Origin of the sequence: Sphingobium sp. TA15 (assembly GCF_037101235.1) — a bacterium.
Classification (GTDB): Bacteria; Pseudomonadota; Alphaproteobacteria; order Sphingomonadales; family Sphingomonadaceae; genus Sphingobium; species Sphingobium indicum.
Map to the genome: position 1 here is coordinate 101,133 of NZ_AP025357.1, position 20,122 is coordinate 121,254.

The window sequence follows — 20,122 nt, forward strand, 5'->3', positions numbered from 1 at the left end:
GAGCTAGGCGGCCTCGAGCAGATGCCGCCGCTCGGCGCGCGAGAGACCTTCAGGTTCGGGGCCGGTCAGGTCGAAGTCGAACGTCAGATGGGCCAACGCTGGCACCGGCTGCCATGGCCGCCGTTCCTCGATCGACATCCGACCCCGCTGCGCCGCCTCGATGGCGGCTGTCACTCTCCGAACGACCGGCCCGCCAATCGCGTCCGCATCGACCGCTTCGCGGTCGTCGCGAACAATGGCGAAGCCGCTCGCGATAAGCTGGTCGAAATCCCACAGATACCCGCCGCCGCTATGTTCCTTGAGCCGGAGCACAAACAGGTCGTTGCGGCTGCCATCGATTCTCGTGCCAGCGTCGCGTTCGGTCAGAAGCCAGACATCGCCGCGATAATTGGCCGGGCGATAATCCTTGAGAAGATCGATCTTCAGCGCGCGCGGCTGCGTCCGCAACAGATCGGTCATGGTCGATTGCGAGATCAGATTGTAGCGCAGCAGCGTCCGGCATGTCGCTTCGTAGCTGGCGCCCAAGCGAAGCGAGAGCTGATAAACCACGTTGGCGCGGCGAAAATCATCGACCTGCCAATCCTGGCGGGCGCTGTGCGACAGGATCAGCCATTTCGGCATCATGAAGGCAATCGCAAAGGCGTCCGCCTCGGTTTCCTGGAACAGCCCTCCGGGCTCCGGCGATGTTGGCATCCGCCGCAAGATGCTTTCGTCATCAAGGCTGGGTTGATGCTGCATCGAGAAATGCCCCAGCTCGTGGGCCGCCGTGAAGCGCTGAATGCTCATCGGCCGCTCGGTCGTAACGAGGACGCCGTGCGCAGGATCGCTCAAATAGGCGCCGAGCAGCCCTTTGAGCGGCCGGAGCAACAACGGCAGGTCGACGGCGTGGATCGCGCCGAACACATCGACGTTGCCACCTTGCTGTTCGATCACTTCGCGCGTGCTCAGCTGCCGATGCAGCCGCCCAGCGGCCATGGCCCCGGCTCGAACCGCGCTCGCGTAGTCGAGCGCCATGGTCAGCCTTGTCCTCCGCCCGACCGTGCGCGCAGATAATCGGCGAAGCGGCCAAGCTCTTCGCGGTCCTGAGCGGACAGATCGGCAACGCGCCGCGCCAGATGCGCGACATCCGCCGGCAAGCTGGCCGAGGTTTCGTCCTCACCAGTGAAATAGCCGACCGATTGACGATAGAGACGCGCGAGGCGGGTTAACTCGATCGCTTCGACACGGCGCTGCCCGTTCTCGATGTCGGTAAGCCCCGTGCGCGGGATCTTGAGATAGGCCGCGACCTCTTCCTGCTTGAGGCCAAGATATTTCCGGGCCTCGCGCAGCCGTTCGCCTAAGCGCCGCCGCTCCTCCTCGTCGTCCTCGTGACGCAATGCGAGATTGGTCATGGCTTCGATCCTTTCTTGCGAATCCATACGCGCTCGATCTTGGGAACGAGATGTTCGAGCGCGGCTTCGATCGAACTGTAGCCACCTGTGCGGACGATACTTTCGCGCAGCTCGAAGCCGACAACCGGTTCAAGCGCGCACAGCGTATCGACGACCGACAGCGAATCCATCGGAATAGGCGCCTTGATGATCTCGGGATTATCGGGGGGAAGCGGAATGCCGCGTACCTGCGCCTCCGCTTTCGCCACTTCGATGAGCTCGGCCACGAGCGCCGCGATGACGTCGCTCTTGGGGAATGCTACCGTAACCGGCTTGGTAGGTGCAATTGTCGCCATCTACGCCTCGCACGATTTGCCTACATGAGTTGTATATAGTGTCGGATATTCCGACATGCAAGACAATATCTTTGATCGGAGGCCGCCACGGCTCGATCGATATCGTGGGTCTTTTTCTCCATGTTGGGCAGACCGGACTCTCAAAAGAGGGCGATCTCCCTCGTGCGTTAGCCCATCACACGGGTGGATTGATGTCAGCCCAATGGGTGACTTCTTCTAGGATATGCATGCTTTCGGGATCCTCCCAGCCTTCGCGGTCGCTATCCCATCGCCCGATCACAGGGAGGTCAACCTCCCAGAGCAGCAAGCGACGGCCATCTTTCCGGTCTTCCGGCAATGTCGCGATCGGCTCCCAAGGGATGTGCTTGGCGGTGATCATGCAAGTTCCCTCGCTCGCTTCCATTCGTGCCGCATTTAGCTCATCTCTGTGCAGGCACGAAACTCAGCTGGTTGTGGATTTAACATAATCCTTATTATCATTCTGCATAGCTGTAAGCGGTGGATTCTATCTCGAAGTGCGAAATCCTTGGTTTTATAGGGGTTTGATCCCCTTTCCAGGAAGGCACGATATGGAAGGCTATCAGCATCTGGGTCTGGATGAGCGACGCGATATTTATCGACTGATCGGAACCGGACGCACAGTGAAGCAAGTTGCAGATGCGCTGCGACGACATCCTTCGACGATTTATCGAGAGATCAAGCGCAACCGGCATTTTGATGAAGAACCGCTGTTCCGAGGATATTTCCCGACTGCAGCGCAGACCATGGCCAGCAATCGTCGCGTGCGCGGAGGCAAGATTGCTCGCCAGCCGGAACTCGCCGCCTACATTGCTGATCGCTTGTTGGCGGCCTGGTCGCCAGAACAGATTGCAGGTTATCTTCGGCGTCATCGCGGTCAGCGGGAGGCGGTGTGCCACGAAACCATTTACCAGTATGTCTACGGCGCTGAGGGACGGCACCATAAGCTTTGGCGCCATCTGCCAGTTGCCCGCCGTTCGCGCCGGCAACGTTATGGCCGAAAGCCGCGCGGTCTCCATATACCCGTGGCAAATACGATCGGCGCGCGGCCGCAGGAAATCGCGGATCGCAGCAGTTTCGGCCACTGGGAAGGCGATCTCCTGATCTTCAGGAGAGAATATGGCAAAGCGAACCTCACCTCGCTGGTTGAGCGCTGTAGCCGCTTCACCTTCCTGACGCGTAATCCGAGCCGGCATTCTGCCGGTGTCATGGCCGGCATCGATCGGCATTTACGCGACATGCCGCCTCCCCTCCGGCGCAGCATCACCTTCGATCGAGGCACGGAATTTGCTGCCTTTGCGACCCTGCGGAACAGGCTCGGCATCACCAGCTATTTCTGTCTTCCCTCAGCGCCCTGGCAAAAAGGCGGCGTGGAAAATTGCAACGGGCGGATACGGCGCTTCCTACCCTCCGACACCGACCTGGCACTGCTCTCAGACAGGGAAATCCAGGCCGTTGCCGATCGCCTCAACAGCACACCGCGCAAGTGCCTGGGCTATCGCACCCCGCATGAGGTTCTGGGGGAGCAAATCGCCCTCCTCAAAGCCGGATAAATTTGGCCATCCGGGGTGGGGCTCGCCCCACCCCGGATGAAATGCTACGCATCACAACGGGTGTCGCACTTCAAATCGAAACCGCCGCGCTAGATAGAAATGACACCCCTCCGCTAGATAGAGATGACACCCTCGGGCGTCGTCAGCGGAACAACGGTGGCATGGTTCTCCTGCGGGTCGGGAGAACGCGCTTATGACGGTGTTGGCAATGAGCCACGGCGAGCTATCGCGGTTTGATACGTTGATGCGCGTGGAGCGCGGCGAGCTGCGGGTCGAAGACGCAGCCGCGCTGCTCGGGTTGAAGCGGCGCCAGGTTTTCCGATTGCTCGATCGATTGCGATCCGAAGGCGCCCCAGGCCTTGTCTCGCGCAAGCGCGGCCGGCCGAGCAACCGGCGGCACAGCGACGCCCTGCGGGAGCAGATCATCGCGATCGTCCGCGAGCACTATAGCGATTTCGGCCCAACTCTGGCGCGCGAGTATCTGATCGAGCGTCACGGCATCACGATCGCCTGCGAGACGCTCCGCCAGCTGATGATCAAGGCGGGCATGTGGAAGGATCGCGAGGCCCGCCGGCCGCGGCCGTATCAGCCGCGCTACCGGCGGGATTGCCGTGGCGAGCTGATCCAGATCGATGGCTCGAAGCACTGGTGGTTCGAGGATCGCGGGCCGCAGTGCACGCTGCTGGTCTTCATCGACGATGCGACGAGCGAGCTCATGCAGCTGAAGATGGTCGAGAGCGAGAGCACCTTCGCCTACATGGAGGCGACGCGGGAATATATCGAGCGGCATGGCAAGCCGGTGGCGTTCTACTCGGACAAGCATTCGGTGTTTCGCAACAACACGGCCTCGGCCAAGGGCGACGGGATGACGCACTTCGGCCGCGCCATGGAGGCGCTCGCCATCGAGATCATCTGCGCGCACTCGCCGCAGGCCAAAGGCCGGGTCGAGCGGGCGAACGGGACGCTGCAGGATCGCCTGGTCAAGGCGATGCGGCTTGAGGGAATCGCGACGATCGCCGAGGCCAACGCGTTCCTGCCCGGCTACATGGCGCGCCACAACGCACGCTTTGCCAAGCCGCCGTTCGATCCGCGCGACCTGCATCGCCCCCTTGCCCTGCACGACGACCTGCGCGCCGAGATGGTGTGGCGCGAGCATCGCACGGTGACCGCGGCGCTGACGCTGCATTACAACAAGGCACTGTTTATTCTCGATCCGACGGAGATCAGCCGGCCGCTCGCGGGCAAGCGCGTCGAGGTTTGCGAGTATCCCGATAGCCGTCTCGAGATCCGACATGGCGAGCATGCCCTTCCCTATCGGATGTTCGACAAGATCAGGCAGGTAAACCAGGCGGCGATCGTCGAGAACAAGCATCTCGATGCGGCGCTGGCGATGGCTAAAGCGATGCAGGAGATGCTGCCGGCGCGGAAGCGCAACAACAACGAGCCATGCCGGCGTTCGCAGGGGAGTCACCTGTTCCCCTCGCCCGAGCCGCCGAGCGAGACGCCGGTGAAGCGCAAGCGCGGGCGCCCTCCCCTGCGCCGGCTCAGCCCGATCGAGGCGGCGCAGCGGATGCTCGAGAGCTGTTGAGGGAGCCCACTGCTGAAGCAGCGGGTCCGGGGCGCTCAGACCGCGAGACCTGCGCGCCAGCAGGGTCTGCGCTGCGCAATGCCGAAGGGCTACGCACAGCCCCTGCTGCATCAACCGGTGACATCTCTACTTGGCAGAAATAGTGTCTTCTCTAAATTGCCCGAACATATCGTTTTATTTCAAATACTTAGTTGGATAGTTCTTTCGCAACCCCCGGGCATTAGCGCCCGTTGATCGCCGCCTCTATCGCCGCCAGCCCTTTCATCAGCGCATCGAATTTCGGCGGCGCGGCCATGAACATCTCAGACATCGCGCCATAGTCTCGCTCGAGCTTTTCCTGGGTGGCGCCATCAGGCGACAGGCGCAGCGTTCCAGGCACGGCCGTCTCGTAGGATGCCGACTTGTCGGCGAACATCAGGCTCTTGTTGTGCACGACCTGCTCGAGCAACGTGATCCGCGCCAGCGCCTCGGCCGTGATGCCGGCCTGGTCAAGCATCAGCACGTCATAATAATGGCGCGACATGCCCTCGCGTAGCTTGCCGTTATGATGGATCGCATGAAGGATCGTGACCTTTTCCCAGAAGGTCCGCGCGACGGCGAGCGTCGGCACCTCGGTCAGCGCATTCGGCAACTCCTCGGGAAAGTCCTCGGTCAGATAGGATGATATCGGTCGGAGCTCGAACGGTTCGGTATCGCCGCGGGCGCCAAATTCGAGCTTGATGCGCGGCTTGATGTAGCCGCTTTCGTCCGCACCGCCGTAATTCTCGCCATAGGCGAGCCCGTAGCCCGAACTGCGCGGGTAGACGAAGAGCAGCGTCTGCTGGTCCTTGTCGTCGGGATCAAGGGCGAGGCTCCAGCCCTCGCCGGTGCCGAGAGCGGTCTCGATTTCGCGGGCGAGGATCGGCATTGCGACGGTCGCGACATAGGCCTGCGCCGCCGCCTTGAGCGCCTTGGTCCGGCGTTCGCGCTCCTTGCCGGTAATGTCGTCGTCCATCGGCGACGCGACCTTATCGAGCAGCGGCGCTGAGCGGCTGATGGTGAGGTCGATATCTTCGGAGAACCGCGCAATGATCCCATAGGCCTTCGACAGCGACGTTCCGCCCTTGAAGGTCATATGACCGACAAGGTCGGGGCACATGATCAGGCGGCGCAGCGTCCAGCAGACCCAGAAATCCTTCTCGATGATGATGGGCGTGAGGTCCCGCCGCGCGGCGGCTTCATCAATGTAGGCCCGCCGGTCCTCGGCGGGTCTGCGCGCGAACTCATCCATTGCGGGCGGCGCCGATCTTTAAGACGACGTCGCCCATCCATCCGGGCATCGCCGGCCGGGCCTGGATGAGGATCCGCATGTCGCGATCATCGAGCCGCGTTGCGAAGTGCCGGATCTTGCCGCTGTCGATATTGTCCTTCCCCAGATGCGCGAGCGCCTGCACGATTGCGTTGACCGAGTCAGGCGCATTGTCGAGCACCGGTGCGCGGCTGTGTTTGAGCGTCAGGCTGCGCCCGCCCGCTTGCCTGACCCGGGACCGCCCGGTTGTGGCATAGCTGGCCCGGGCCGGCACCTGGGTCGAGAGGCCGAGGTTGTTGGCTGCCGTCGCTCCGGACGGCGCAAGCTTATCCCCGCTCTGCGTCGAGAGGGCCTTGGCGACATTGGCGGGATCGGGACTGAGCGCGCCGAGCTTGTCATGCTGGCGTGGATAGTCATAAAGGCCTCGGCCGATGCGCCGGATGTCGCCAGCGCTCGCGAGGCGCGACAGCGCCATGTCGACCGACCCGCGCGTGCCGAAGTCGACGAAGCTCTTGGGCGTGAACACCCAGCCGCGGCCCTTGCCGCGCACACGCTTCATGATCCGATCGGCTACCGCAGACATTGAATCGATGCTCCTCTTTGTTAGATAATAGCATGGTTTTTTCTAACAAGCTATGAGCACGGTTTTACGTCGAATATCCCTGTTTTTCGGGAAATTCCCTCACACCTATAGATAGGATTGCTCCCTTTGTCGGCAAGGCTGGAAAGCTGCCCGAGTCGGCGAAGCCGGCGCGGCCGACATCATCGCTCGCGGTCCCGGCCTTGCGGCTGCCGCTCGTCCGTCCCCGCAGAGCCATCCTGCGGCGGGCGTGTACGATCCTGCGGCGGCCGCACCGCTTGCAGGATCTCCCGAGCACGCGCGAGGCGCCGCGACACCGCAGGCGGCATGGCCGCCAGGAAGCTGGCGATTTCTTGCCCCAGAGCACGATCTTCCGGTTTCCCCGTGCCGACGAGCGCGACGGCGGCCTCGGCATAGGCGCCGCGGATCTGCTTCTGGCGGGAAAGCGCCATCACATCTTCCGGTCGGCGCTCCTGGTCGGCCGCGCGCACGAAGCTTTGCGCCCGCAGCTCGTTCAGCTGCTCGAGATTGAGCCTGCGCCCCTCGGTTCCGAGCCGGACATCGAGATGGAGCGCCGCCGAGCGGACCCGCTTCTGGACATGACCGCGTGCGCGCCGGGGGGTCGCTTCCGCCGCGACGCCGCGCGCGCGCAGCTCTTGCGCGAAGGTCTCGCGCATATGATGGAGATCCGCCTTGCGCGGATTGAAGCGTGTTCCGTCCGCCCCTTCCGTCGCCACCGTCAGATGGACGTGGGGATGATCGGTGTCGGTATGCAGCGCCAGCATATAAGCATGGTTCCCCTCGAAGAGGATCCGCGCGAAAGCCTGCGCCGCATCATGGAGGGTCTCGGCGTCGGTCGATCCGCCCGGCATCGACAGCACCAGCGACATCGACGTCGGCCGGTCCCGGCCATGCTCGTTCATGGCTTCGTCGAGCATCGCCCAGTCGCGGGCAATCTCCTTGAGCCGTCCGGGCTCGGTGATCACCTCGCCCTCGCTCGATCGCACGGCGAGCTTCCCGTGGCGCGCCACATAGCCGAAATGCTCGGCGACATGGGTGGCGCCATATTGCTTGCCGGAGACCTTCACCATCACCTCGGGCGCCTTGCGAACGATCCGCTCGAGCTTGGCGCGTGCCTCGGCCTGGCCCATGGCCATTGGGCGGGCGGTCCCGCCCCCGCTTCCCCCCGGTCTGATCCGAACATAGGCGCCGCGCAGGGTCCGCTTGCCGCCGCTGGGCGGCCGCCAGGCTTCCATCAGGCTGGGAAGCGGCAGAACTCCCTCCTCCTCACGCATCGGCCATGTCCCAGTAGCGAAGGTCGCCCTTGAGCGCGGCACCGAGACCGGCCAGCGCATCAACGATCTCGGACCTAAAGCTTGCAACCCTGGCAGCTTCCCGCGCGACGTCGAGCCCGGATTCGACCATAACCGAGGCATTGAGCGCGCGGGTCGCCTGATTGAGATTGATCCCGATCCGGTTGAGTTCGCGCCAGGCTTGCGCGACGGCCGCTCGCTCCTCGCGCGGCAAGGGCGCGTTCGCGCGCAATCGCCGCGCCAGCAACGTGGTGATCCAGTCGGTGCGCTTCATCCCCAGCGCATCCGCCTCGCGGTCGAGCGCGGCGATTTCTTCGGGGATCAGCCGCACTTCGACCCGGCAGGTTGCCCGCTGGCGGGCGCGCGGCGCCTGATGCCCCTCCCCCGCCTCCATGGCCAAGGCGTCACCGATCAAGCGGCGCAGCAGCGCCGAGCGGCCGCCCGATGCCGCCGCGAGCGCGGCGAAGCGCTGGGCGACATCATCGTCGAGCCGAAAGGTGAGGACGGGCATGTCCCCAACGCTATTGTCATACATCCCCGGCGCCAAGCCTATCCGGCCCTCACCTTTACTCAACTCATCTTATAGTCTGCTTAGGCAGACTATCGCTCTTCGGCCAGCGAACCCTCTCGAACTCCGATCGTGCGCAGCAAGGGGCGGCGCCTTCGGCGCCGCCCCCGCCCGTCGACACGAAAAGGGCCGCACCCCGAAGGGTACGGCCCAAATCATCATGCAAGATAAATTACGAACGCGGAGGAGGCGGGTCAGTTGTTGGCAAGGCCTCGCTTCTCTCGCCGGTCGGACCGATTGACGAGGCAGCGACCTCCCGCTCGCGGCCATCCTCGAAAATCACCGTGACCAAAGGCGCCAGCGGGAGCCACGCAGGGAATCCGTCGACCAGAACCGGTAGTCTCGGAGATCGGATCGGCGCGGAGGGTTTGTCCGTGAGGCCCGATCGAACCGGATCGCGGTCGGTGGGCCCCAATGGCTTTGCCACAGGCGCCCGCGGAGGGACCGGCGCCGGGTGCGTCTGCTTGAGTTCGGCGATGAAGCGCGATCCTGCGGCGAGCGTTGCCCCGGCGTCGCCCCAGCTGGCGACATAGGCCTCGACCTCGGCAGGGTAGTCCCTCGCCGTCCGGTGCAGATCATAGAGAAGGCGAATGGGCGCAAACGGCAGGGCCTCTTTGAGATAGGCCGGCATGTCGCCATAGGCGGCATAGAGCGAGACGAACTGCTTGGATCGGCCGAGTGCCGCCGCGATCTCGACCTGGTTCATCCCGCCCTTGAGCATCCGGGCGATCGCATGGGCGAGCTCGACCGACGACAGATTGGCGCGCTGGTCATTCTCGACGATCTGGTCGGCCAGCAGTTGCACCCCCTCGCCGACCGGCACGACGATCGCGGGAATCGTGGCAAGGCCCGCCAGCTGCGATGCGCGGAAGCGGCGCTCGCCCAGACGTATCCGGTGCATGCCGTTCGCGTCAGGCGGCGTGACCGTGATCGGCTGCAGCACGCCGCGCGACGCGATCGAGGAGGCCAGCTCAGCGAGCGCGTCATCGTCGAAGCTGCGCCGGGGATTGCCGGGGTCGGGCAGGATGCGCGCAAGCTCGATATCCTCGACCCGGCGCGCCCGTTCATGGCCGCCGACAAGAAGTCCGAACTCCTCGATGCGTTCGTCGAACTTGCCCATCAGGCGGCCGCGACCTCCTGGCTTGTCATGCGCCGCTCGATCTCAGCGAGCACCGCGCGGATCTCCTCGGCCGCAGCCTTGGCGCCGCTGCCAGTCTCCTGCCATACCGGACGATGATTTTCCGCGGCATGCTTGTAGGTCGGCCGTGCCTTGATGAAGGCCGGGAACATGAGCTTCTCGCCGACCGCATGCGCGAGCTTCACCGCATTCTCCATCTCGCGCCGGTCGAACGGATTGACCATCGAGGGGAGGAGCCCGAGGAAAGCGATCTTGCGGCCGGCGCGCGCGGCCTCGGCTTTGCGCAGCGCGGTCAGCAGCATCTTGGCGCATTGGACCGAATCCTCAGCCACCTGCACCGGCGCGATCACGGCATCGGCGACCGCCATCGCGCTCAAGGTGAGCTCGTCCCACTTCGGCCCCGTGTCGATGACGCAATAGTCGAAATGCGGGCGGAGCGCCGGGAAGCGCCCGATGAAGTCCCGCACATCCTGCGCCGCCTTGACCATCTGGAGGCGAGGATCGGCGCCGAGCACGGTCAGCCCGGCCTGCCCATCGGCGCACAGGGTAGCGGCAGGGTCGAACAGGTCGGCGGCAAATCCGCCTTGCCGCTCGGCGCCCAGGCGCCGCGTCGAGCTGCCCTGGGGATCGAGATCGACGAAGGCGACGCGGCGCTCAGGCGGTTCGGCGAGATACCAGGCGAGATGGGTGGCGAGGAAGGTCTTGCCGACCCCGCCCTTGAGCAGGCTGACGACGATCGTCTTCATGACCACAGCACCTCAGCAATAGTCGTCCGGACCATCGCGCAGGTTGCGCTCATAATGATCGCGCGAGGACCAGTCGCCGCCACCGCCAATGCCGGGACCGACATAGCGGAACAGATAGACGGTGAGGGCGAAGCAGCCGAACGCGAAGAGAAACGCGTGATCGGGATGCGCGGCGAAATATGCGGCCATGATAAGTCTCCTTGGAGCCAGTGAACGGGCAAGCGAACGGCGCCACTGGCGCCGACCACGCGCAATCGCGCGGCATCTCAGACCCGCGCCCTCCCCTCCCACATTTGCGGATGCGGCGTCCGTTGCCCGCATAGTCTGCTCAAGCAGACTTGGGCGGGCCATCCCCCCGGTCGGGGGGATGGCTGCGCCGGATCAATATTCGTCGGCCAGCAGGATGGTGAGCACGCGCGTCGTGACCTCGGGTTTCGCAGCATCCGCCGAGCCATAGGCGAGCTCGAGGTCGTAATAGTCGATCTTCCAGTAGAGGATCGCATCCTCGAACTCGAAGCGGCCGAAATCATGCTCGCCGACCGGATCGTTGTCGGGCGTGAAGCTGTCATAGTCGCGCACGATCCGGATGATCTCCGCGCGGCGGCGAAAGCCGCGGAACAGGGCGACGTCGCCGATCAGCGCCGCAACGCCAGCGGTCATCACGATCTGGTTACGGCCCGGGCTATGGATGGACCGGCGAAGCGCGTCATTGAGTTCGGCGACGCGGGCGATCCGCTCGGCCTGGCTCATCGCATTCGGGGAGGATTGGGACATGAGAACGCTCCTGATCTGTCCGGCCCCGCCCGCCGGGGCCTTCCGACAGGCGTGCCAAGGGCCGGCGGCAGAGCGCGGCCGCGCACCCGCAGGGTCGCAACGGCAGTGGAGAAGCCCGCAAAGCGGGCTTGCGCGGGCGCGCGCGCCGGCCAGGCAGGCCGACAGGAGGAAGGTCTTGGCGGGCGGAATCGCAAAGAGGTGATCGCGGTAACCTGATCCTCTGGCTCCGCGGAGAGCCCGGCGCTATCCTCTGCCCGTCATGACGAGCAGCGCCACTCTCTTCCGCCTTGCCCCGGCCTGGACCGCGTCACTCCAGGCGATGCGGCTGCGCCAGATCCTCGTCCGATCGCAATGCCGCCGCTGCGGTGCCTTGATGCGCGAGGATGTCGATGCCCTGATCGGGCTCCATGGAGCAGGCGCCAGCCTCATCGACCGGCAGGTCCGATGCCGCATGGTCGGCTGCGACGGCGCGGCTTATTATCTCGCGGCGCGCGGCCATGACCGTCCCTGGCACATAATGCTGCACGATGAGCACTTGCGTGCGGGCCTGGCCAACTGCCCTCCAGCGCGCGGCGCGACCGGCCGGGCCATAGTTTGCGCGCAGGGTTGAGAAGTGCGAGCAGCCACGGCAGGGATCGTCACCCGAATGGGCTGAGACTTGGCACAAGGCTCAGGGCGAAGCCTAGAGCCCGGTCCGGCCGCGCCGGAGCCGCCATTCTCAGCGCATAGATGCAAAGAAATCCCGACTTTCAGACGGCAACCGCCCGGCGCAAATTGCCAAGAGCAGAGCACAATTTCTGCGATACCTTACGGAGCTGCTGAGGCCTCTCCACCGCCTCGCTCTCTTCGATCACGAGCGTCGAACGATCAGCCTGCCGTGCCCGGATCGCGATCACACGAAAGATGGCGGCCCATCGACTGGTCCGTTCGACTGTCAGCTTCGCCTGGCCATGGGCGAGCATCGTGCGCAGCCCTTCCTGGTGCCGAAATTCCGCCAGCAGGCTCGCGACACCCTTTCCCTCCACGGAAAAGGGGCCGCCCTCATTGACGAGTGCAGCAAGGTCATCGAGCCGTTGCCCGACCAAATGCCGTAGCTTCACCGACTGTCCTCGTCCCGGCTGAGCGCTCAGATGCAGCAAAGTCTCGGTAACGGCCACCTCCACCGCGGCGAAGCATTGCAGACAGGCACCGCGCCAGGCGTTCACCTCCTGGGTGACGCGCGCCCACAGGGCATCATCGCCGGCATTCGCTATCGCAGCCTCAATCGTCATTATCGCAGCATAGGCGCGGCATCTGAACAATCGGTTCTCGTCTTCGGCGCAAGCCGCGATCGAAGCGAGGGGAATAACCGGGAGCCGAGCGGCTCCCGGACGAGCCGTCAGGCAAAGGGATCGAATTCGGTGACGATGGCGACGCTGCCGTCGGCGTCTTCGGCGGTGATGACCCCGTAATGCTGACCGATCGCGATGACGAAGGTGACCATCATGAGGCTGCGCGAGAGGCTGAAGGCGTGGCGGCGAGCGATTGCGATGTCGGTGAACATGTCGAGGCTCCTTTGCGCGCCGGCGGGTTCGTCCCGCTCGACAGGCGCCCGATGTGTCCGGCCGGTGGCCGCGATCACTTTTTTGGCTGGAGGCCCAAAAAGCCGTAGCGAAGCGACCGGACCCCTTGCGGGTTGATCGCAAAAGGTCACCGGGTGGACCAAGGATCGCGCCGATTGAGAGCGGGCGAACCCGCCGGCCAGGAGGCCAGGTCCCCGCCGATGTCCCGCCCCACCCCTTGCCCTGCCTGCCGCTCCCTTCAACGGGGTCCGGATGACAGGCCGCCGCTTGTCGGTTAGCCCCGCCGGATGCTGTTCCCGCTCCTGCTTGCCGCCGCCGTCGTTCCTAATGGTCAGACCTTCGCCTGTACGCCGACGCGCGTCTGGGATGGCGATGGCCCCATCTGGTGCCGCGAGGGCGCCCATGTGCGGCTCGCCGGCATTGCCGCGCGCGAGATCGACAACAGCTGCCGCCCCGGCCAGCCCTGTCCGAGAGCAAGTGGCCCGGCCGCCCGCGATGCGTTGGTGCGCCTGCTTGGCGGACCGCGCGGCCAGACATCCACCGGGCATATTCGCGTGGCTGGCCCCACCATGCGCTGCGTCTCGACCGGCGAAGCCAAGGGCAACCGGACCGGCGCCTGGTGCAACGCGCCCGGCATCGGCGATCTCAGCTGCGCGATGATTGCGACCGGCACCGTGCTGCGCTGGGAGCGCTATGCCAAGGGGCGATGCCGATCCCGCTGATCCGCTTGGGACCATGCCGCGCCTGAACAGGATAAGAGGCCCGGCGGCGATGCCGCCGGGCCGCCCTGTCCGAGCTCAGAAGGGGATTTCATCGTCTTCGGGCTCGTTGCCGCCGCCGCTATTCTCGTTGGACTTGGCGCGGGTGAGGAAGGTCACCTCGTCGGCGATGATCTCGACGCCGTAGCGTTCGATATTCTCGCTGTCGGTCCAGCGGGTGTAGTGGATACGGCCCCGGACCATGACCTTCATACCCTTGTCGACATATTGCTCGACCGTCTTGCCGACGCCGTTGAAGCAGGTGATCCGGTGCCATTCGGTGTCCTCGAGGCGGCGATTGTTGTCGTCGCGCAGGATCTTGCCGTTGCTGTCGCGCTTCGGGCGCGAGGTGGCGAGGCTGAAATGGGTAATGCGGGTGCCGCCCTGGGTGGTGCGGGTTTCCGGCGTGCCACCGACATTGCCGGCGAGGATGACGAGGTTCTGCATGGCCTGAGTTCCTTCGATGTGGGTCCAAGGGACCGTCCCTTCGACTGATCCCCGGCCAAGGCGGACAGGACGGCCCATCCACCGGCAGCGCAGCGCCGGGGAACCCCGAGACAAGGGGTGGTGCGGGCAGCCGTGGCACACGGCAACTCGGCCCGATGGCTTGCGGGTTGGATGGGCCGGACGGCCGGCTTAGGGGTCAGATGAGGAGAAGGACGGTGCGTCGCTTGGGCCATGACCGGAGCCCACCCAGCGAAACCGCCGATATTGCCGGCTTTGCCGAGCACGCCGGTCCGGCATCTCGCGGACCTTACGCCCGTGCCTTATCTGCCCGTCCCTTGAGCCGCAGGACGGGATTGTAGATCCTTCGCATGGCCACTCGCGGGCTCGACACGACGTCCGTTGCACGATCACGCGGAGGGGGAAGAGGAGGTACGCAAGGTGGCGGCGCCTGGCGTGGCTGGCCTCAGGCAGGCCGCCACGGCATCGAGGAGCTGCCCGGTCTCGCAAAGCACGGCGCCGATGTCGCAGGCATAGCCACCTGCCACCAGCGCGTCGATCCGATGCACGGCATAGGCCGGGCCGAGGCTCTTGATGAAATCGGCCAGCGGACGACCGGGCGCCGGCAGGCCTAGCTGCCGCGCCTCGTCGAGGGCGCGGACAAGGTCATGACGGATATCGCGGGCCAGCGCATCGTCCGTCCAGCCATGACCCAAAAGATGCGCCTTCAAACCCAGTTCGCAGGAGATCGCGAGCAAGTGCAGTGCCGGCGCAAGCGCAATAGGCGCGCCAATCTGCGCGCCGCGATGAAATTCGCGCGCTCGATCGAGAAACACGGCTGCAAGCACCGGATCGCCGGGCGCCGCCAATCTTTCGATCGCGCGCCAGCGGCGCGGCGTCAGCTGGCGGAGCCAGGAGGGACCGGCCTGGTTGCGAAGATGCCGTAAGTAAGCGCCATCGGCTTCGTCCACATCGCGGCCTGTCGACCATAAGGACAGCAGCTTCGCCTTCCAGTGGCGGCCATGCGCGGCGCGGAAGGCAAGGAGCGCGCACGCACTGGCGCGATCGGGCATGAACATGATGCGGAACCTCCGAAGGGAACAAGGGACGCATCCGCCCCGCCCCCTCCCCTCCGGCACCGGAATCCGCGAGATTGAGAAAAGCCGGCCGCCGAAGCGGCCGGCACGGCGGTCAGCCGCGAGATAAAGCCGCCGGCGGCGTTCCGAGCGGTCCGCGGCGATCGACGACATGGATGCCGCGCGCCTTGGCCTCGACCACCAGCCTTTCGGTGACGCCGTTGCCCTGGAAGGCAATGACGTAGCGCGGCTTGACCGAGAGCATCTGCTCGTTGCGCCGGAAGCCGGCACGATCGCCAAGCTTGCGATCAAGGCCGAACCGCAGCTGCTGGATGCCGTTCTGCTCGGCCCAGGATGCTGCAAGACGCTCGATGCCCTTCATGTCACCGCCATGGACGAGATACATGTCGCCCACACGTTCGCGCACGGCCTTGAGGGTCCGCAGCAGATTGTCGGCAAACTGCTTGGCCTCGTCGTCGCTGGCGAAGCGAAGGCGCCCGCCGGCGAAGACCACGGGCGTGCCATGGACCATATTGGCATCGCGCACCCGCTCGCGCCGCGCCTGCAAATAGGCCCGGCCATCGACGATCGCAGCGGTCGTGCCGAGCGAGATGCGGTTGCCGGTCGCGGGCACCCAGGAGCGGCCGGTCTCATGCAGATAGTGGCGCGCCGCGGTGTCGCGCATCCCCTCATAGGCCTGGGCGGACTGCTCGACCTTGCGGGCGAGATCGATCTTGTCCTCGAGATCAGCGGTCGCGATCTCCGATCCGTCCTGCTCGGCGAGCAGGAGCCGGATCTCGTCGGTCAGGCGGTCGATCAGCTGATGCTTCTTGGCGGCCGCGCGGTGGAAGAGATTGACGAAGCCCCAGCCCAGATCCTCGATGTCGCGTTCGAGCGCGGTGAAGGGGAAGAGCGCGAAGAGATCGCTCCAGATGGCGCTGACGGTCTGTTCGAGCGCTTCGGCCGGCGGCGGCGCTTCCATCGAGCGTTGGTCGCCCATCAGGTCGAGATGGCCGAGTTCGAGTGCTTGGAGCACTGCTGAAAGGGAGCTGGTCATGAGGGATTGCCTTTCCGTGTCGCAGGGCCGGCGGCCTTCCCGCCGGATGCGCACCCTCCGGGCCATCGAAAAAGCGGCGGCGGCACCGCCGGGCAACGCCCAAGGGGAACCCGATAAGGTCCGGGTGGTGCGGGCAGGCGCGCCTCGGCGCGCCAACACGGCCGGAGCGTTCGGGTTGCCGCCGCCAGCGCGATGGCCCATGTGCCGCATCCTCTGGCGAAAGGCGCGAAGGCCCTGTCGCGTCAGGCATTCATGACGCAGAGGACCTTAAGAAGGGCACCCGCAACCCGATCTCCCGATACGCACAGGACGGCATGAAAGCGCGTCGCATCGGAAGAGCCCGGCCGTCAGGCCTTCGACCGTGAGGCCAGATCTTGGGCCGCGTCGCGCTTGGCGGCTGCCGCCTTGCGTTCCGAATAGCGGTCCACGAGTTGATCGGCATGGCGACGTGTCAGCACCGTGAAGCGCACCAGCTCCTCCATGACGTCGACGATCCGGTCATAATAGCTTGAGGCACTGAGACGGCCGTCCTCGTCGAACTCCTTGAACGCCATAGCAATGCTCGACTGGTTGGGGATGGTGAACATGCGCATCCACCGCCCGAGCAGCCGCAACGTGTTGACCGCGTTGAACGACTGCGATCCGCCCGAAACCTGCATGACGGCCAGGGTCCGGCCCTGGGTCGGACGCATGCCGCCGAATTCGAGCGGCAAATGGTCGATCTGCGCTTTCATGATGCCGGTGATCTGGCCGTGCCGTTCGGGACTGCACCAGACCATGCCCTCGGACCAAAGCGCATGCTCGCGAAGCTCATGCACCGCCGGGTGATCATCGTCCTTGATCTGGTCGGGGAGCGGGAGATCGGCCGGATCGAAGATCCGCACTTCGGCGCCGAAGAGGATGAGCAGCCGGGCCGCTTCCTCGACCGCGAAGCGACTGAACGACCGCTCGCGCAGCGAGCCGTAGAGGAGGAGGATGCGAGGTTTCGGCTCAAGCGCGCCGAGCCCGGCGGCGAGATCGGGCCGGATCATTGCACGGTCCAGCGCGGGCATGTGATCGGGTTCGGGAAGGATACGAAGACGCGACATCAGGCAATCCATTTGTACAAAAGGGCGGCGCTCGCCGGGCATAGCGATCGGAACTCGGCCGATTGCGCGATGACGGCAGGAACGTCGGTCCGTTCGGCTGTTTCATAGCCGTGACGGCGAAAGAAAGGCTCGGCGGTCGTGGTGAGCAGGTACAGGCTAGTCGCGCCCTCATCAGCTGCAGCGCGTTCGACTGCCGTGAGAATGGCACCGCCCAATCCGCATCCGCGCCGATCGGCCTTCACGACCAGCGAGCGCAGCAGGCGGTCGGAGCCGTCGCCTTCGATCCCGCCATAGCCGACAAGGCCAACATCATCCTCGAACCGAAAGAAGCGGCGTCCCGCCTCGGCGAGATCACTGGCAGGCAGACCCGCCGCGCTCAGCTCCGCCATCAGGTCGGAAAGCGACCTGGAATCCAGCAGTGTAGCGATCATGCAGGAACGCGTTGCTCGTACCAGGGCCGCGTCTTCTTGACGATGCTGACGACAGACAGCATTACCGGCACCTCGACCAGCACGCCCACCACGGTCGCGAGCGCGGCCCCGGAATTGAGGCCGAACAGGCTGATCGCGGCTGCAACCGCGAGCTCGAAGAAATTGGACGCGCCGATCAGCGCGGCCGGAGCGGCGACGCACCAGGCCACGCCGAAGCGCCGGCTGAGCCAATAGGCCAGGCCCGCATTGAAGTAGACCTGGATGAGGATGGGAATGGCAATCAGTGCGATGACCAGCGGATGAGCCAGGATCGCCGGGCCCTGGAAGCCGAACAGGAGGACGAGCGTCGTCAGCAGCGCAACCAGCGACACCGGCCCAAGCGTTGCCAGCAGCCGATCGAGCGCCGGCTGCCCGCCTGACGATAGCAACGCCCGACGAATGATCTGCGCGACGATGACGGGCACGACGATATAGAGCAGGACCGAGATGAGCAGCGTGTCCCAGGGCACTGTGATCGAGGCGACCCCGAGCAGCAGTCCGACCAGCGGTGCGAAGGCGAAGACCATGATCACGTCGTTGAGCGCCACCTGGCTCAGCGTATAGGTCGGCTCGCCGTCGCACAGGTTCGACCAGACGAACACCATCGCCGTGCAGGGGGCGGCGGCGAGCAGGATGAGCCCGGCGATATAGGCGTTGATCTCGCCCTGCGGCAGCAGCGGCCGGAAGAGCCATCCCAGGAACAGCGTGCCGAGCAGCGCCATTGAAAAGGGCTTCACCGCCCAGTTGATGAAGAGGGTGACGCCGACGCCCTTCCAGTGTTGGCGAACCGACCCCAACGCGCCGAGGTCGATCTTGAGCAGCATGGGGACGATCATCAGCCAGATCAGCACAGCCACGACCAGGTTCACGCGCGCGATCTCAGCCGATGCGATGGCTGCGAACAGATTCGGCAGCGAATAGCCGAGCGCGATGCCGACAGCGATGCAGAGCGCCACCCAGACGCTCAAATAGCGTTCGAAGCTGTTGATCGCCGGCTTGGGTCGTGCCGCAACGGTCGCGTTCACGCCCCGATCCTCTTGCCGGCGGCGTCGATGACCTGCTCGCCATCTTCCTTGGTGAAAGCCCCGCGCTGGGCGGACGGGAGAAGATCGAGCACCTCTTCCGATGGACGGCAGAGTTTCACGCCGAGCGGCGACACAACGATTGGCCGGTTGATGAGGATCGGATGTTCGATCATCGCATCAATGAGCTGGTCATCGCTGAGCGTCGGATCGGCAAGACCCAGCTCGGCGAAGGGCGTGCCCTTCTCGCGGAGCAACTGGCGTGCGCTGATGCCCATGCGGGCGATGAGCGAAACCAGGCGCGGGCGGTTGGGCGGCGTCTTGAGATATTCGATCACATGCGGCTCGATCCCGGCGTTGCGGATCATCGCCAGCGTGTTGCGCGACGTCCCACACTCGGGATTGTGATAGATGACGATATCGATTGCGGCATTGCTCATGCGCTGGGTGCCTTTTCGCTTGGGAGGTCGGCGCGGCCCTGTTCCTTGCCGATCCGGTTCAGCCGGTTCTGTAGACTCATCTTGTCGAGGCCTTCGAACGGCAGGTTGGTGAACAGCGAGATGCGATTGAACAGCATCCTGTAAGTATCAAAGAAGGCCGCGTGCTGCACCGTTTCGCTGTCCTCGATAGCGGCCGGATCGGGCACCCCCCAATTGGCGGTCAGCGGCTGCCCCGGCCAAACCGGGCAAAGCTCATTGGCGGCATTGTCGCAAACGGTGAACACGAAATCCAAGGACGGCGCATCGGGGCCGGAAAACTCTTCCCAGCTCTTCGAGCGGAACCGGCTTGCGTCGTAGTTCAGCTTCTCCAAGAGATGAATGGTGAACGGATGGACCTCGCCCTTGGGCTGGCTGCCGGCGCTGAACGATTTGAAACGGCCTAGCCCCTCACGGCTGAGGATCGCCTCGGCCATGATGGAACGGGCGGAATTGCCCGTGCAAAGAAACAGTACGTTCAACAGGCGATCCGTCATGTTGATGTCCTTTCAGGCAGCACGACAGGCAAGCAGTTCATCCGCAAGTGGATGGCAGAGCTCGGCCCGGCCACCACAGCAGTCCTTGACGAGGAACAGCATCACGGAGCGTAGCGCATCGAGATCGGCGCGGTAGTTGATGATCCGGCTGCGCCGCTCGGATGTGACCAGGCCGGCACGCGCCAGGGTCGCCAAATGCACCGACATCGTGTTCTGCGGGACATCCAGCGCCTTGGCGACCTCGCCGGCGGGAAGGCCTTCGGGTTCGTGACGCACCAGAAGGCGGAAGGCGTCGAGGCGCGTGGCTTGGGCAAGCGCGCCCAACGCGACGATGACAGATTCGTTATCCATATATCCACGATAGCGGATATATGGATATA

Annotated in this window: 27 protein-coding genes; 3 read left to right on the forward strand and 24 right to left on the reverse strand. The window is 64.8% G+C overall.

Annotated features, from left to right (window positions below; all coding sequences use genetic code 11):
- Positions 1–3: 3 nt before the first annotated feature.
- The 4 genes from Sj15T_RS20770 to Sj15T_RS20785 all read right to left on the reverse strand — a co-directional run bounded on the left by Sj15T_RS20770 (position 4) and on the right by Sj15T_RS20785 (position 2,105).
- Complete coding sequence (locus Sj15T_RS20770) at positions 4–1,014, reverse strand: ImmA/IrrE family metallo-endopeptidase (RefSeq protein WP_013039054.1); 1,011 nt, start codon at positions 1,012–1,014, stop codon at positions 4–6.
- Between the two features lie 2 nt (positions 1,015–1,016).
- Positions 1,017–1,391, reverse strand: coding sequence for a helix-turn-helix transcriptional regulator (locus Sj15T_RS20775; protein ID WP_013039053.1), 375 nt, complete (start codon positions 1,389–1,391; stop codon positions 1,017–1,019).
- Positions 1,388–1,726: a hypothetical protein gene (locus tag Sj15T_RS20780; protein WP_013039052.1), complete on the reverse strand. Its 339-nt coding sequence runs from the start codon at positions 1,724–1,726 to the stop codon at positions 1,388–1,390. The genes Sj15T_RS20775 and Sj15T_RS20780 overlap by 4 nt, the downstream gene beginning before the upstream one ends.
- A 175-nt stretch (positions 1,727–1,901) precedes the next feature.
- Positions 1,902–2,105 (reverse strand): hypothetical protein, encoded by a 204-nt coding sequence (locus tag Sj15T_RS20785; protein ID WP_013039051.1) that lies wholly within the window; start codon positions 2,103–2,105, stop codon positions 1,902–1,904.
- 190 nt (positions 2,106–2,295) lie between these two features.
- Between Sj15T_RS20785 and Sj15T_RS20790 the strand changes: the two genes are divergently transcribed.
- Together Sj15T_RS20790 and Sj15T_RS20795 are read left to right on the forward strand one after the other, a co-directional pair.
- Positions 2,296–3,297: an IS30 family transposase gene (locus tag Sj15T_RS20790; protein ID WP_013039050.1), complete on the forward strand. Its 1,002-nt coding sequence runs from the start codon at positions 2,296–2,298 to the stop codon at positions 3,295–3,297.
- Between the two features lie 193 nt (positions 3,298–3,490).
- Positions 3,491–4,885, forward strand: a complete 1,395-nt coding sequence (locus Sj15T_RS20795) for an ISNCY family transposase (RefSeq protein WP_013039049.1) — start codon at positions 3,491–3,493, stop codon at positions 4,883–4,885.
- A 220-nt stretch (positions 4,886–5,105) separates the two neighbouring features.
- On the opposite strand, the gene Sj15T_RS20800 is transcribed toward Sj15T_RS20795, so the two are convergent.
- The 11 genes from Sj15T_RS20800 to Sj15T_RS20850 all read right to left on the reverse strand — a co-directional run bounded on the left by Sj15T_RS20800 (position 5,106) and on the right by Sj15T_RS20850 (position 12,835).
- Positions 5,106–6,155: a nucleotidyl transferase AbiEii/AbiGii toxin family protein gene (locus Sj15T_RS20800; protein ID WP_013039048.1), complete on the reverse strand. Its 1,050-nt coding sequence runs from the start codon at positions 6,153–6,155 to the stop codon at positions 5,106–5,108.
- Entirely contained in the window at positions 6,148–6,756 is a 609-nt protein-coding gene (locus Sj15T_RS20805; protein WP_013039047.1) for a DUF6088 family protein, read from the reverse strand. Before Sj15T_RS20805 ends, Sj15T_RS20800 begins: the two co-directional genes overlap by 8 nt.
- A 179-nt stretch (positions 6,757–6,935) precedes the next feature.
- A complete protein-coding gene (locus tag Sj15T_RS20810; RefSeq protein WP_013039046.1) occupies positions 6,936–8,048 on the reverse strand; it encodes a relaxase/mobilization nuclease domain-containing protein in 1,113 nt (370 codons plus the stop codon).
- Positions 8,041–8,577, reverse strand: coding sequence for a plasmid mobilization relaxosome protein MobC (locus Sj15T_RS20815; protein ID WP_223810969.1), 537 nt, complete (start codon positions 8,575–8,577; stop codon positions 8,041–8,043). Before Sj15T_RS20815 ends, Sj15T_RS20810 begins: the two co-directional genes overlap by 8 nt.
- 229 nt (positions 8,578–8,806) lie before the next feature.
- Positions 8,807–9,754: a ParB/RepB/Spo0J family partition protein gene (locus Sj15T_RS20820; RefSeq protein ID WP_013039044.1), complete on the reverse strand. Its 948-nt coding sequence runs from the start codon at positions 9,752–9,754 to the stop codon at positions 8,807–8,809.
- Positions 9,754–10,518 carry a ParA family protein gene (locus tag Sj15T_RS20825; RefSeq protein ID WP_013039043.1) on the reverse strand — a complete coding sequence of 255 codons (765 nt, stop codon included), beginning with the start codon at positions 10,516–10,518 and terminating at the stop codon, positions 9,754–9,756. Before Sj15T_RS20825 ends, Sj15T_RS20820 begins: the two co-directional genes overlap by 1 nt.
- Positions 10,519–10,530: 12 nt before the next feature.
- Entirely contained in the window at positions 10,531–10,707 is a 177-nt protein-coding gene (locus Sj15T_RS20830) for a hypothetical protein (RefSeq protein WP_013039042.1), read from the reverse strand.
- A gap of 192 nt (positions 10,708–10,899) precedes the next feature.
- On the reverse strand, positions 10,900–11,292 hold the full coding sequence (locus Sj15T_RS20835) for a DUF3768 domain-containing protein (protein WP_013039041.1): 393 nt from the start codon (positions 11,290–11,292) through the stop codon (positions 10,900–10,902).
- Positions 11,293–11,599: 307 nt separating this feature from the next.
- Positions 11,600–11,791 carry a hypothetical protein gene (locus Sj15T_RS20840; RefSeq protein WP_223810968.1) on the reverse strand — a complete coding sequence of 64 codons (192 nt, stop codon included), beginning with the start codon at positions 11,789–11,791 and terminating at the stop codon, positions 11,600–11,602.
- 250 nt (positions 11,792–12,041) lie between these two features.
- Positions 12,042–12,563, reverse strand: a complete 522-nt coding sequence (locus Sj15T_RS20845; RefSeq protein WP_041385655.1) for a hypothetical protein — start codon at positions 12,561–12,563, stop codon at positions 12,042–12,044.
- A 107-nt stretch (positions 12,564–12,670) separates the two neighbouring features.
- A complete protein-coding gene (locus Sj15T_RS20850) occupies positions 12,671–12,835 on the reverse strand; it encodes a hypothetical protein (protein ID WP_007688065.1) in 165 nt (54 codons plus the stop codon).
- A gap of 306 nt (positions 12,836–13,141) precedes the next feature.
- Between Sj15T_RS20850 and Sj15T_RS20855 the strand changes: the two genes are divergently transcribed.
- Positions 13,142–13,576, forward strand: a complete 435-nt coding sequence (locus Sj15T_RS20855; protein WP_013039038.1) for a hypothetical protein — start codon at positions 13,142–13,144, stop codon at positions 13,574–13,576.
- Positions 13,577–13,651: 75 nt separating this feature from the next.
- On the opposite strand, the gene Sj15T_RS20860 is transcribed toward Sj15T_RS20855, so the two are convergent.
- The 9 genes from Sj15T_RS20860 to Sj15T_RS20900 form a co-directional block, all read right to left on the reverse strand.
- A complete protein-coding gene (locus tag Sj15T_RS20860) occupies positions 13,652–14,059 on the reverse strand; it encodes a single-stranded DNA-binding protein (RefSeq protein WP_007688067.1) in 408 nt (135 codons plus the stop codon).
- 407 nt (positions 14,060–14,466) lie between these two features.
- The gene (locus Sj15T_RS20865; RefSeq protein ID WP_338756249.1) at positions 14,467–15,129 is read right to left on the reverse strand and encodes a hypothetical protein; all 663 of its coding nucleotides are present in this window, start codon (positions 15,127–15,129) and stop codon (positions 14,467–14,469) included.
- A 118-nt stretch (positions 15,130–15,247) separates the two neighbouring features.
- Positions 15,248–16,189: a DUF2493 domain-containing protein gene (locus Sj15T_RS20870; protein WP_007688069.1), complete on the reverse strand. Its 942-nt coding sequence runs from the start codon at positions 16,187–16,189 to the stop codon at positions 15,248–15,250.
- A 347-nt stretch (positions 16,190–16,536) separates the two neighbouring features.
- A complete protein-coding gene (gene arsH / locus Sj15T_RS20875) occupies positions 16,537–17,277 on the reverse strand; it encodes an arsenical resistance protein ArsH (protein ID WP_007688070.1) in 741 nt (246 codons plus the stop codon).
- Positions 17,277–17,708 carry an arsenic resistance N-acetyltransferase ArsN2 gene (gene arsN2 / locus Sj15T_RS20880; protein ID WP_007688071.1) on the reverse strand — a complete coding sequence of 144 codons (432 nt, stop codon included), beginning with the start codon at positions 17,706–17,708 and terminating at the stop codon, positions 17,277–17,279. The genes arsH and arsN2 overlap by 1 nt, the downstream gene beginning before the upstream one ends.
- Positions 17,705–18,772: an ACR3 family arsenite efflux transporter gene (gene arsB, locus Sj15T_RS20885; RefSeq protein ID WP_007688072.1), complete on the reverse strand. Its 1,068-nt coding sequence runs from the start codon at positions 18,770–18,772 to the stop codon at positions 17,705–17,707. The genes arsN2 and arsB overlap by 4 nt, the downstream gene beginning before the upstream one ends.
- A complete protein-coding gene (arsC, locus tag Sj15T_RS20890) occupies positions 18,769–19,209 on the reverse strand; it encodes an arsenate reductase (glutaredoxin) (protein ID WP_007688073.1) in 441 nt (146 codons plus the stop codon). The genes arsB and arsC overlap by 4 nt, the downstream gene beginning before the upstream one ends.
- Positions 19,206–19,742: an arsenate reductase ArsC gene (locus tag Sj15T_RS20895; protein WP_007688074.1), complete on the reverse strand. Its 537-nt coding sequence runs from the start codon at positions 19,740–19,742 to the stop codon at positions 19,206–19,208. The genes arsC and Sj15T_RS20895 overlap by 4 nt, the downstream gene beginning before the upstream one ends.
- 12 nt (positions 19,743–19,754) lie before the next feature.
- Entirely contained in the window at positions 19,755–20,093 is a 339-nt protein-coding gene (locus Sj15T_RS20900; protein ID WP_013849891.1) for a metalloregulator ArsR/SmtB family transcription factor, read from the reverse strand.
- Positions 20,094–20,122 lie beyond the last annotated feature (29 nt).

Coding starts and splice junctions, on each gene's coding strand:
- Sj15T_RS20785 (WP_013039051.1), bottom strand. CDS start 2,105: ATGATCACCGCCAAGCACATCCCTTGGGAGCCGATCGCGACATTGCCG.
- Sj15T_RS20815 (WP_223810969.1), bottom strand. CDS start 8,577: ATGCCCGTCCTCACCTTTCGGCTCGACGATGATGTCGCCCAGCGCTTC.
- Sj15T_RS20775 (WP_013039053.1), bottom strand. CDS start 1,391: ATGACCAATCTCGCATTGCGTCACGAGGACGACGAGGAGGAGCGGCGG.
- Sj15T_RS20810 (WP_013039046.1), bottom strand. CDS start 8,048: ATGCGTGAGGAGGAGGGAGTTCTGCCGCTTCCCAGCCTGATGGAAGCC.
- Sj15T_RS20865 (WP_338756249.1), bottom strand. CDS start 15,129: ATGCCCGATCGCGCCAGTGCGTGCGCGCTCCTTGCCTTCCGCGCCGCG.
- Sj15T_RS20820 (WP_013039044.1), bottom strand. CDS start 9,754: ATGGGCAAGTTCGACGAACGCATCGAGGAGTTCGGACTTCTTGTCGGC.
- Sj15T_RS20860 (WP_007688067.1), bottom strand. CDS start 14,059: ATGCAGAACCTCGTCATCCTCGCCGGCAATGTCGGTGGCACGCCGGAA.
- arsH (WP_007688070.1), bottom strand. CDS start 17,277: ATGTCGCGTCTTCGTATCCTTCCCGAACCCGATCACATGCCCGCGCTG.
- Sj15T_RS20825 (WP_013039043.1), bottom strand. CDS start 10,518: ATGAAGACGATCGTCGTCAGCCTGCTCAAGGGCGGGGTCGGCAAGACC.
- Sj15T_RS20830 (WP_013039042.1), bottom strand. CDS start 10,707: ATGGCCGCATATTTCGCCGCGCATCCCGATCACGCGTTTCTCTTCGCG.
- Sj15T_RS20850 (WP_007688065.1), bottom strand. CDS start 12,835: ATGTTCACCGACATCGCAATCGCTCGCCGCCACGCCTTCAGCCTCTCG.
- Sj15T_RS20900 (WP_013849891.1), bottom strand. CDS start 20,093: ATGGATAACGAATCTGTCATCGTCGCGTTGGGCGCGCTTGCCCAAGCC.
- arsC (WP_007688073.1), bottom strand. CDS start 19,209: ATGAGCAATGCCGCAATCGATATCGTCATCTATCACAATCCCGAGTGT.
- Sj15T_RS20895 (WP_007688074.1), bottom strand. CDS start 19,742: ATGACGGATCGCCTGTTGAACGTACTGTTTCTTTGCACGGGCAATTCC.
- Sj15T_RS20770 (WP_013039054.1), bottom strand. CDS start 1,014: ATGGCGCTCGACTACGCGAGCGCGGTTCGAGCCGGGGCCATGGCCGCT.
- Sj15T_RS20840 (WP_223810968.1), bottom strand. CDS start 11,791: ATGGCCGCGCGCCGCGAGATAATAAGCCGCGCCGTCGCAGCCGACCAT.
- Sj15T_RS20870 (WP_007688069.1), bottom strand. CDS start 16,189: ATGACCAGCTCCCTTTCAGCAGTGCTCCAAGCACTCGAACTCGGCCAT.
- Sj15T_RS20795 (WP_013039049.1), top strand. CDS start 3,491: ATGACGGTGTTGGCAATGAGCCACGGCGAGCTATCGCGGTTTGATACG.
- Sj15T_RS20805 (WP_013039047.1), bottom strand. CDS start 6,756: ATGTCTGCGGTAGCCGATCGGATCATGAAGCGTGTGCGCGGCAAGGGC.
- Sj15T_RS20790 (WP_013039050.1), top strand. CDS start 2,296: ATGGAAGGCTATCAGCATCTGGGTCTGGATGAGCGACGCGATATTTAT.
- Sj15T_RS20780 (WP_013039052.1), bottom strand. CDS start 1,726: ATGGCGACAATTGCACCTACCAAGCCGGTTACGGTAGCATTCCCCAAG.
- arsN2 (WP_007688071.1), bottom strand. CDS start 17,708: ATGATCGCTACACTGCTGGATTCCAGGTCGCTTTCCGACCTGATGGCG.
- Sj15T_RS20845 (WP_041385655.1), bottom strand. CDS start 12,563: ATGACGATTGAGGCTGCGATAGCGAATGCCGGCGATGATGCCCTGTGG.
- Sj15T_RS20800 (WP_013039048.1), bottom strand. CDS start 6,155: ATGGATGAGTTCGCGCGCAGACCCGCCGAGGACCGGCGGGCCTACATT.
- Sj15T_RS20855 (WP_013039038.1), top strand. CDS start 13,142: ATGCTGTTCCCGCTCCTGCTTGCCGCCGCCGTCGTTCCTAATGGTCAG.
- Sj15T_RS20835 (WP_013039041.1), bottom strand. CDS start 11,292: ATGTCCCAATCCTCCCCGAATGCGATGAGCCAGGCCGAGCGGATCGCC.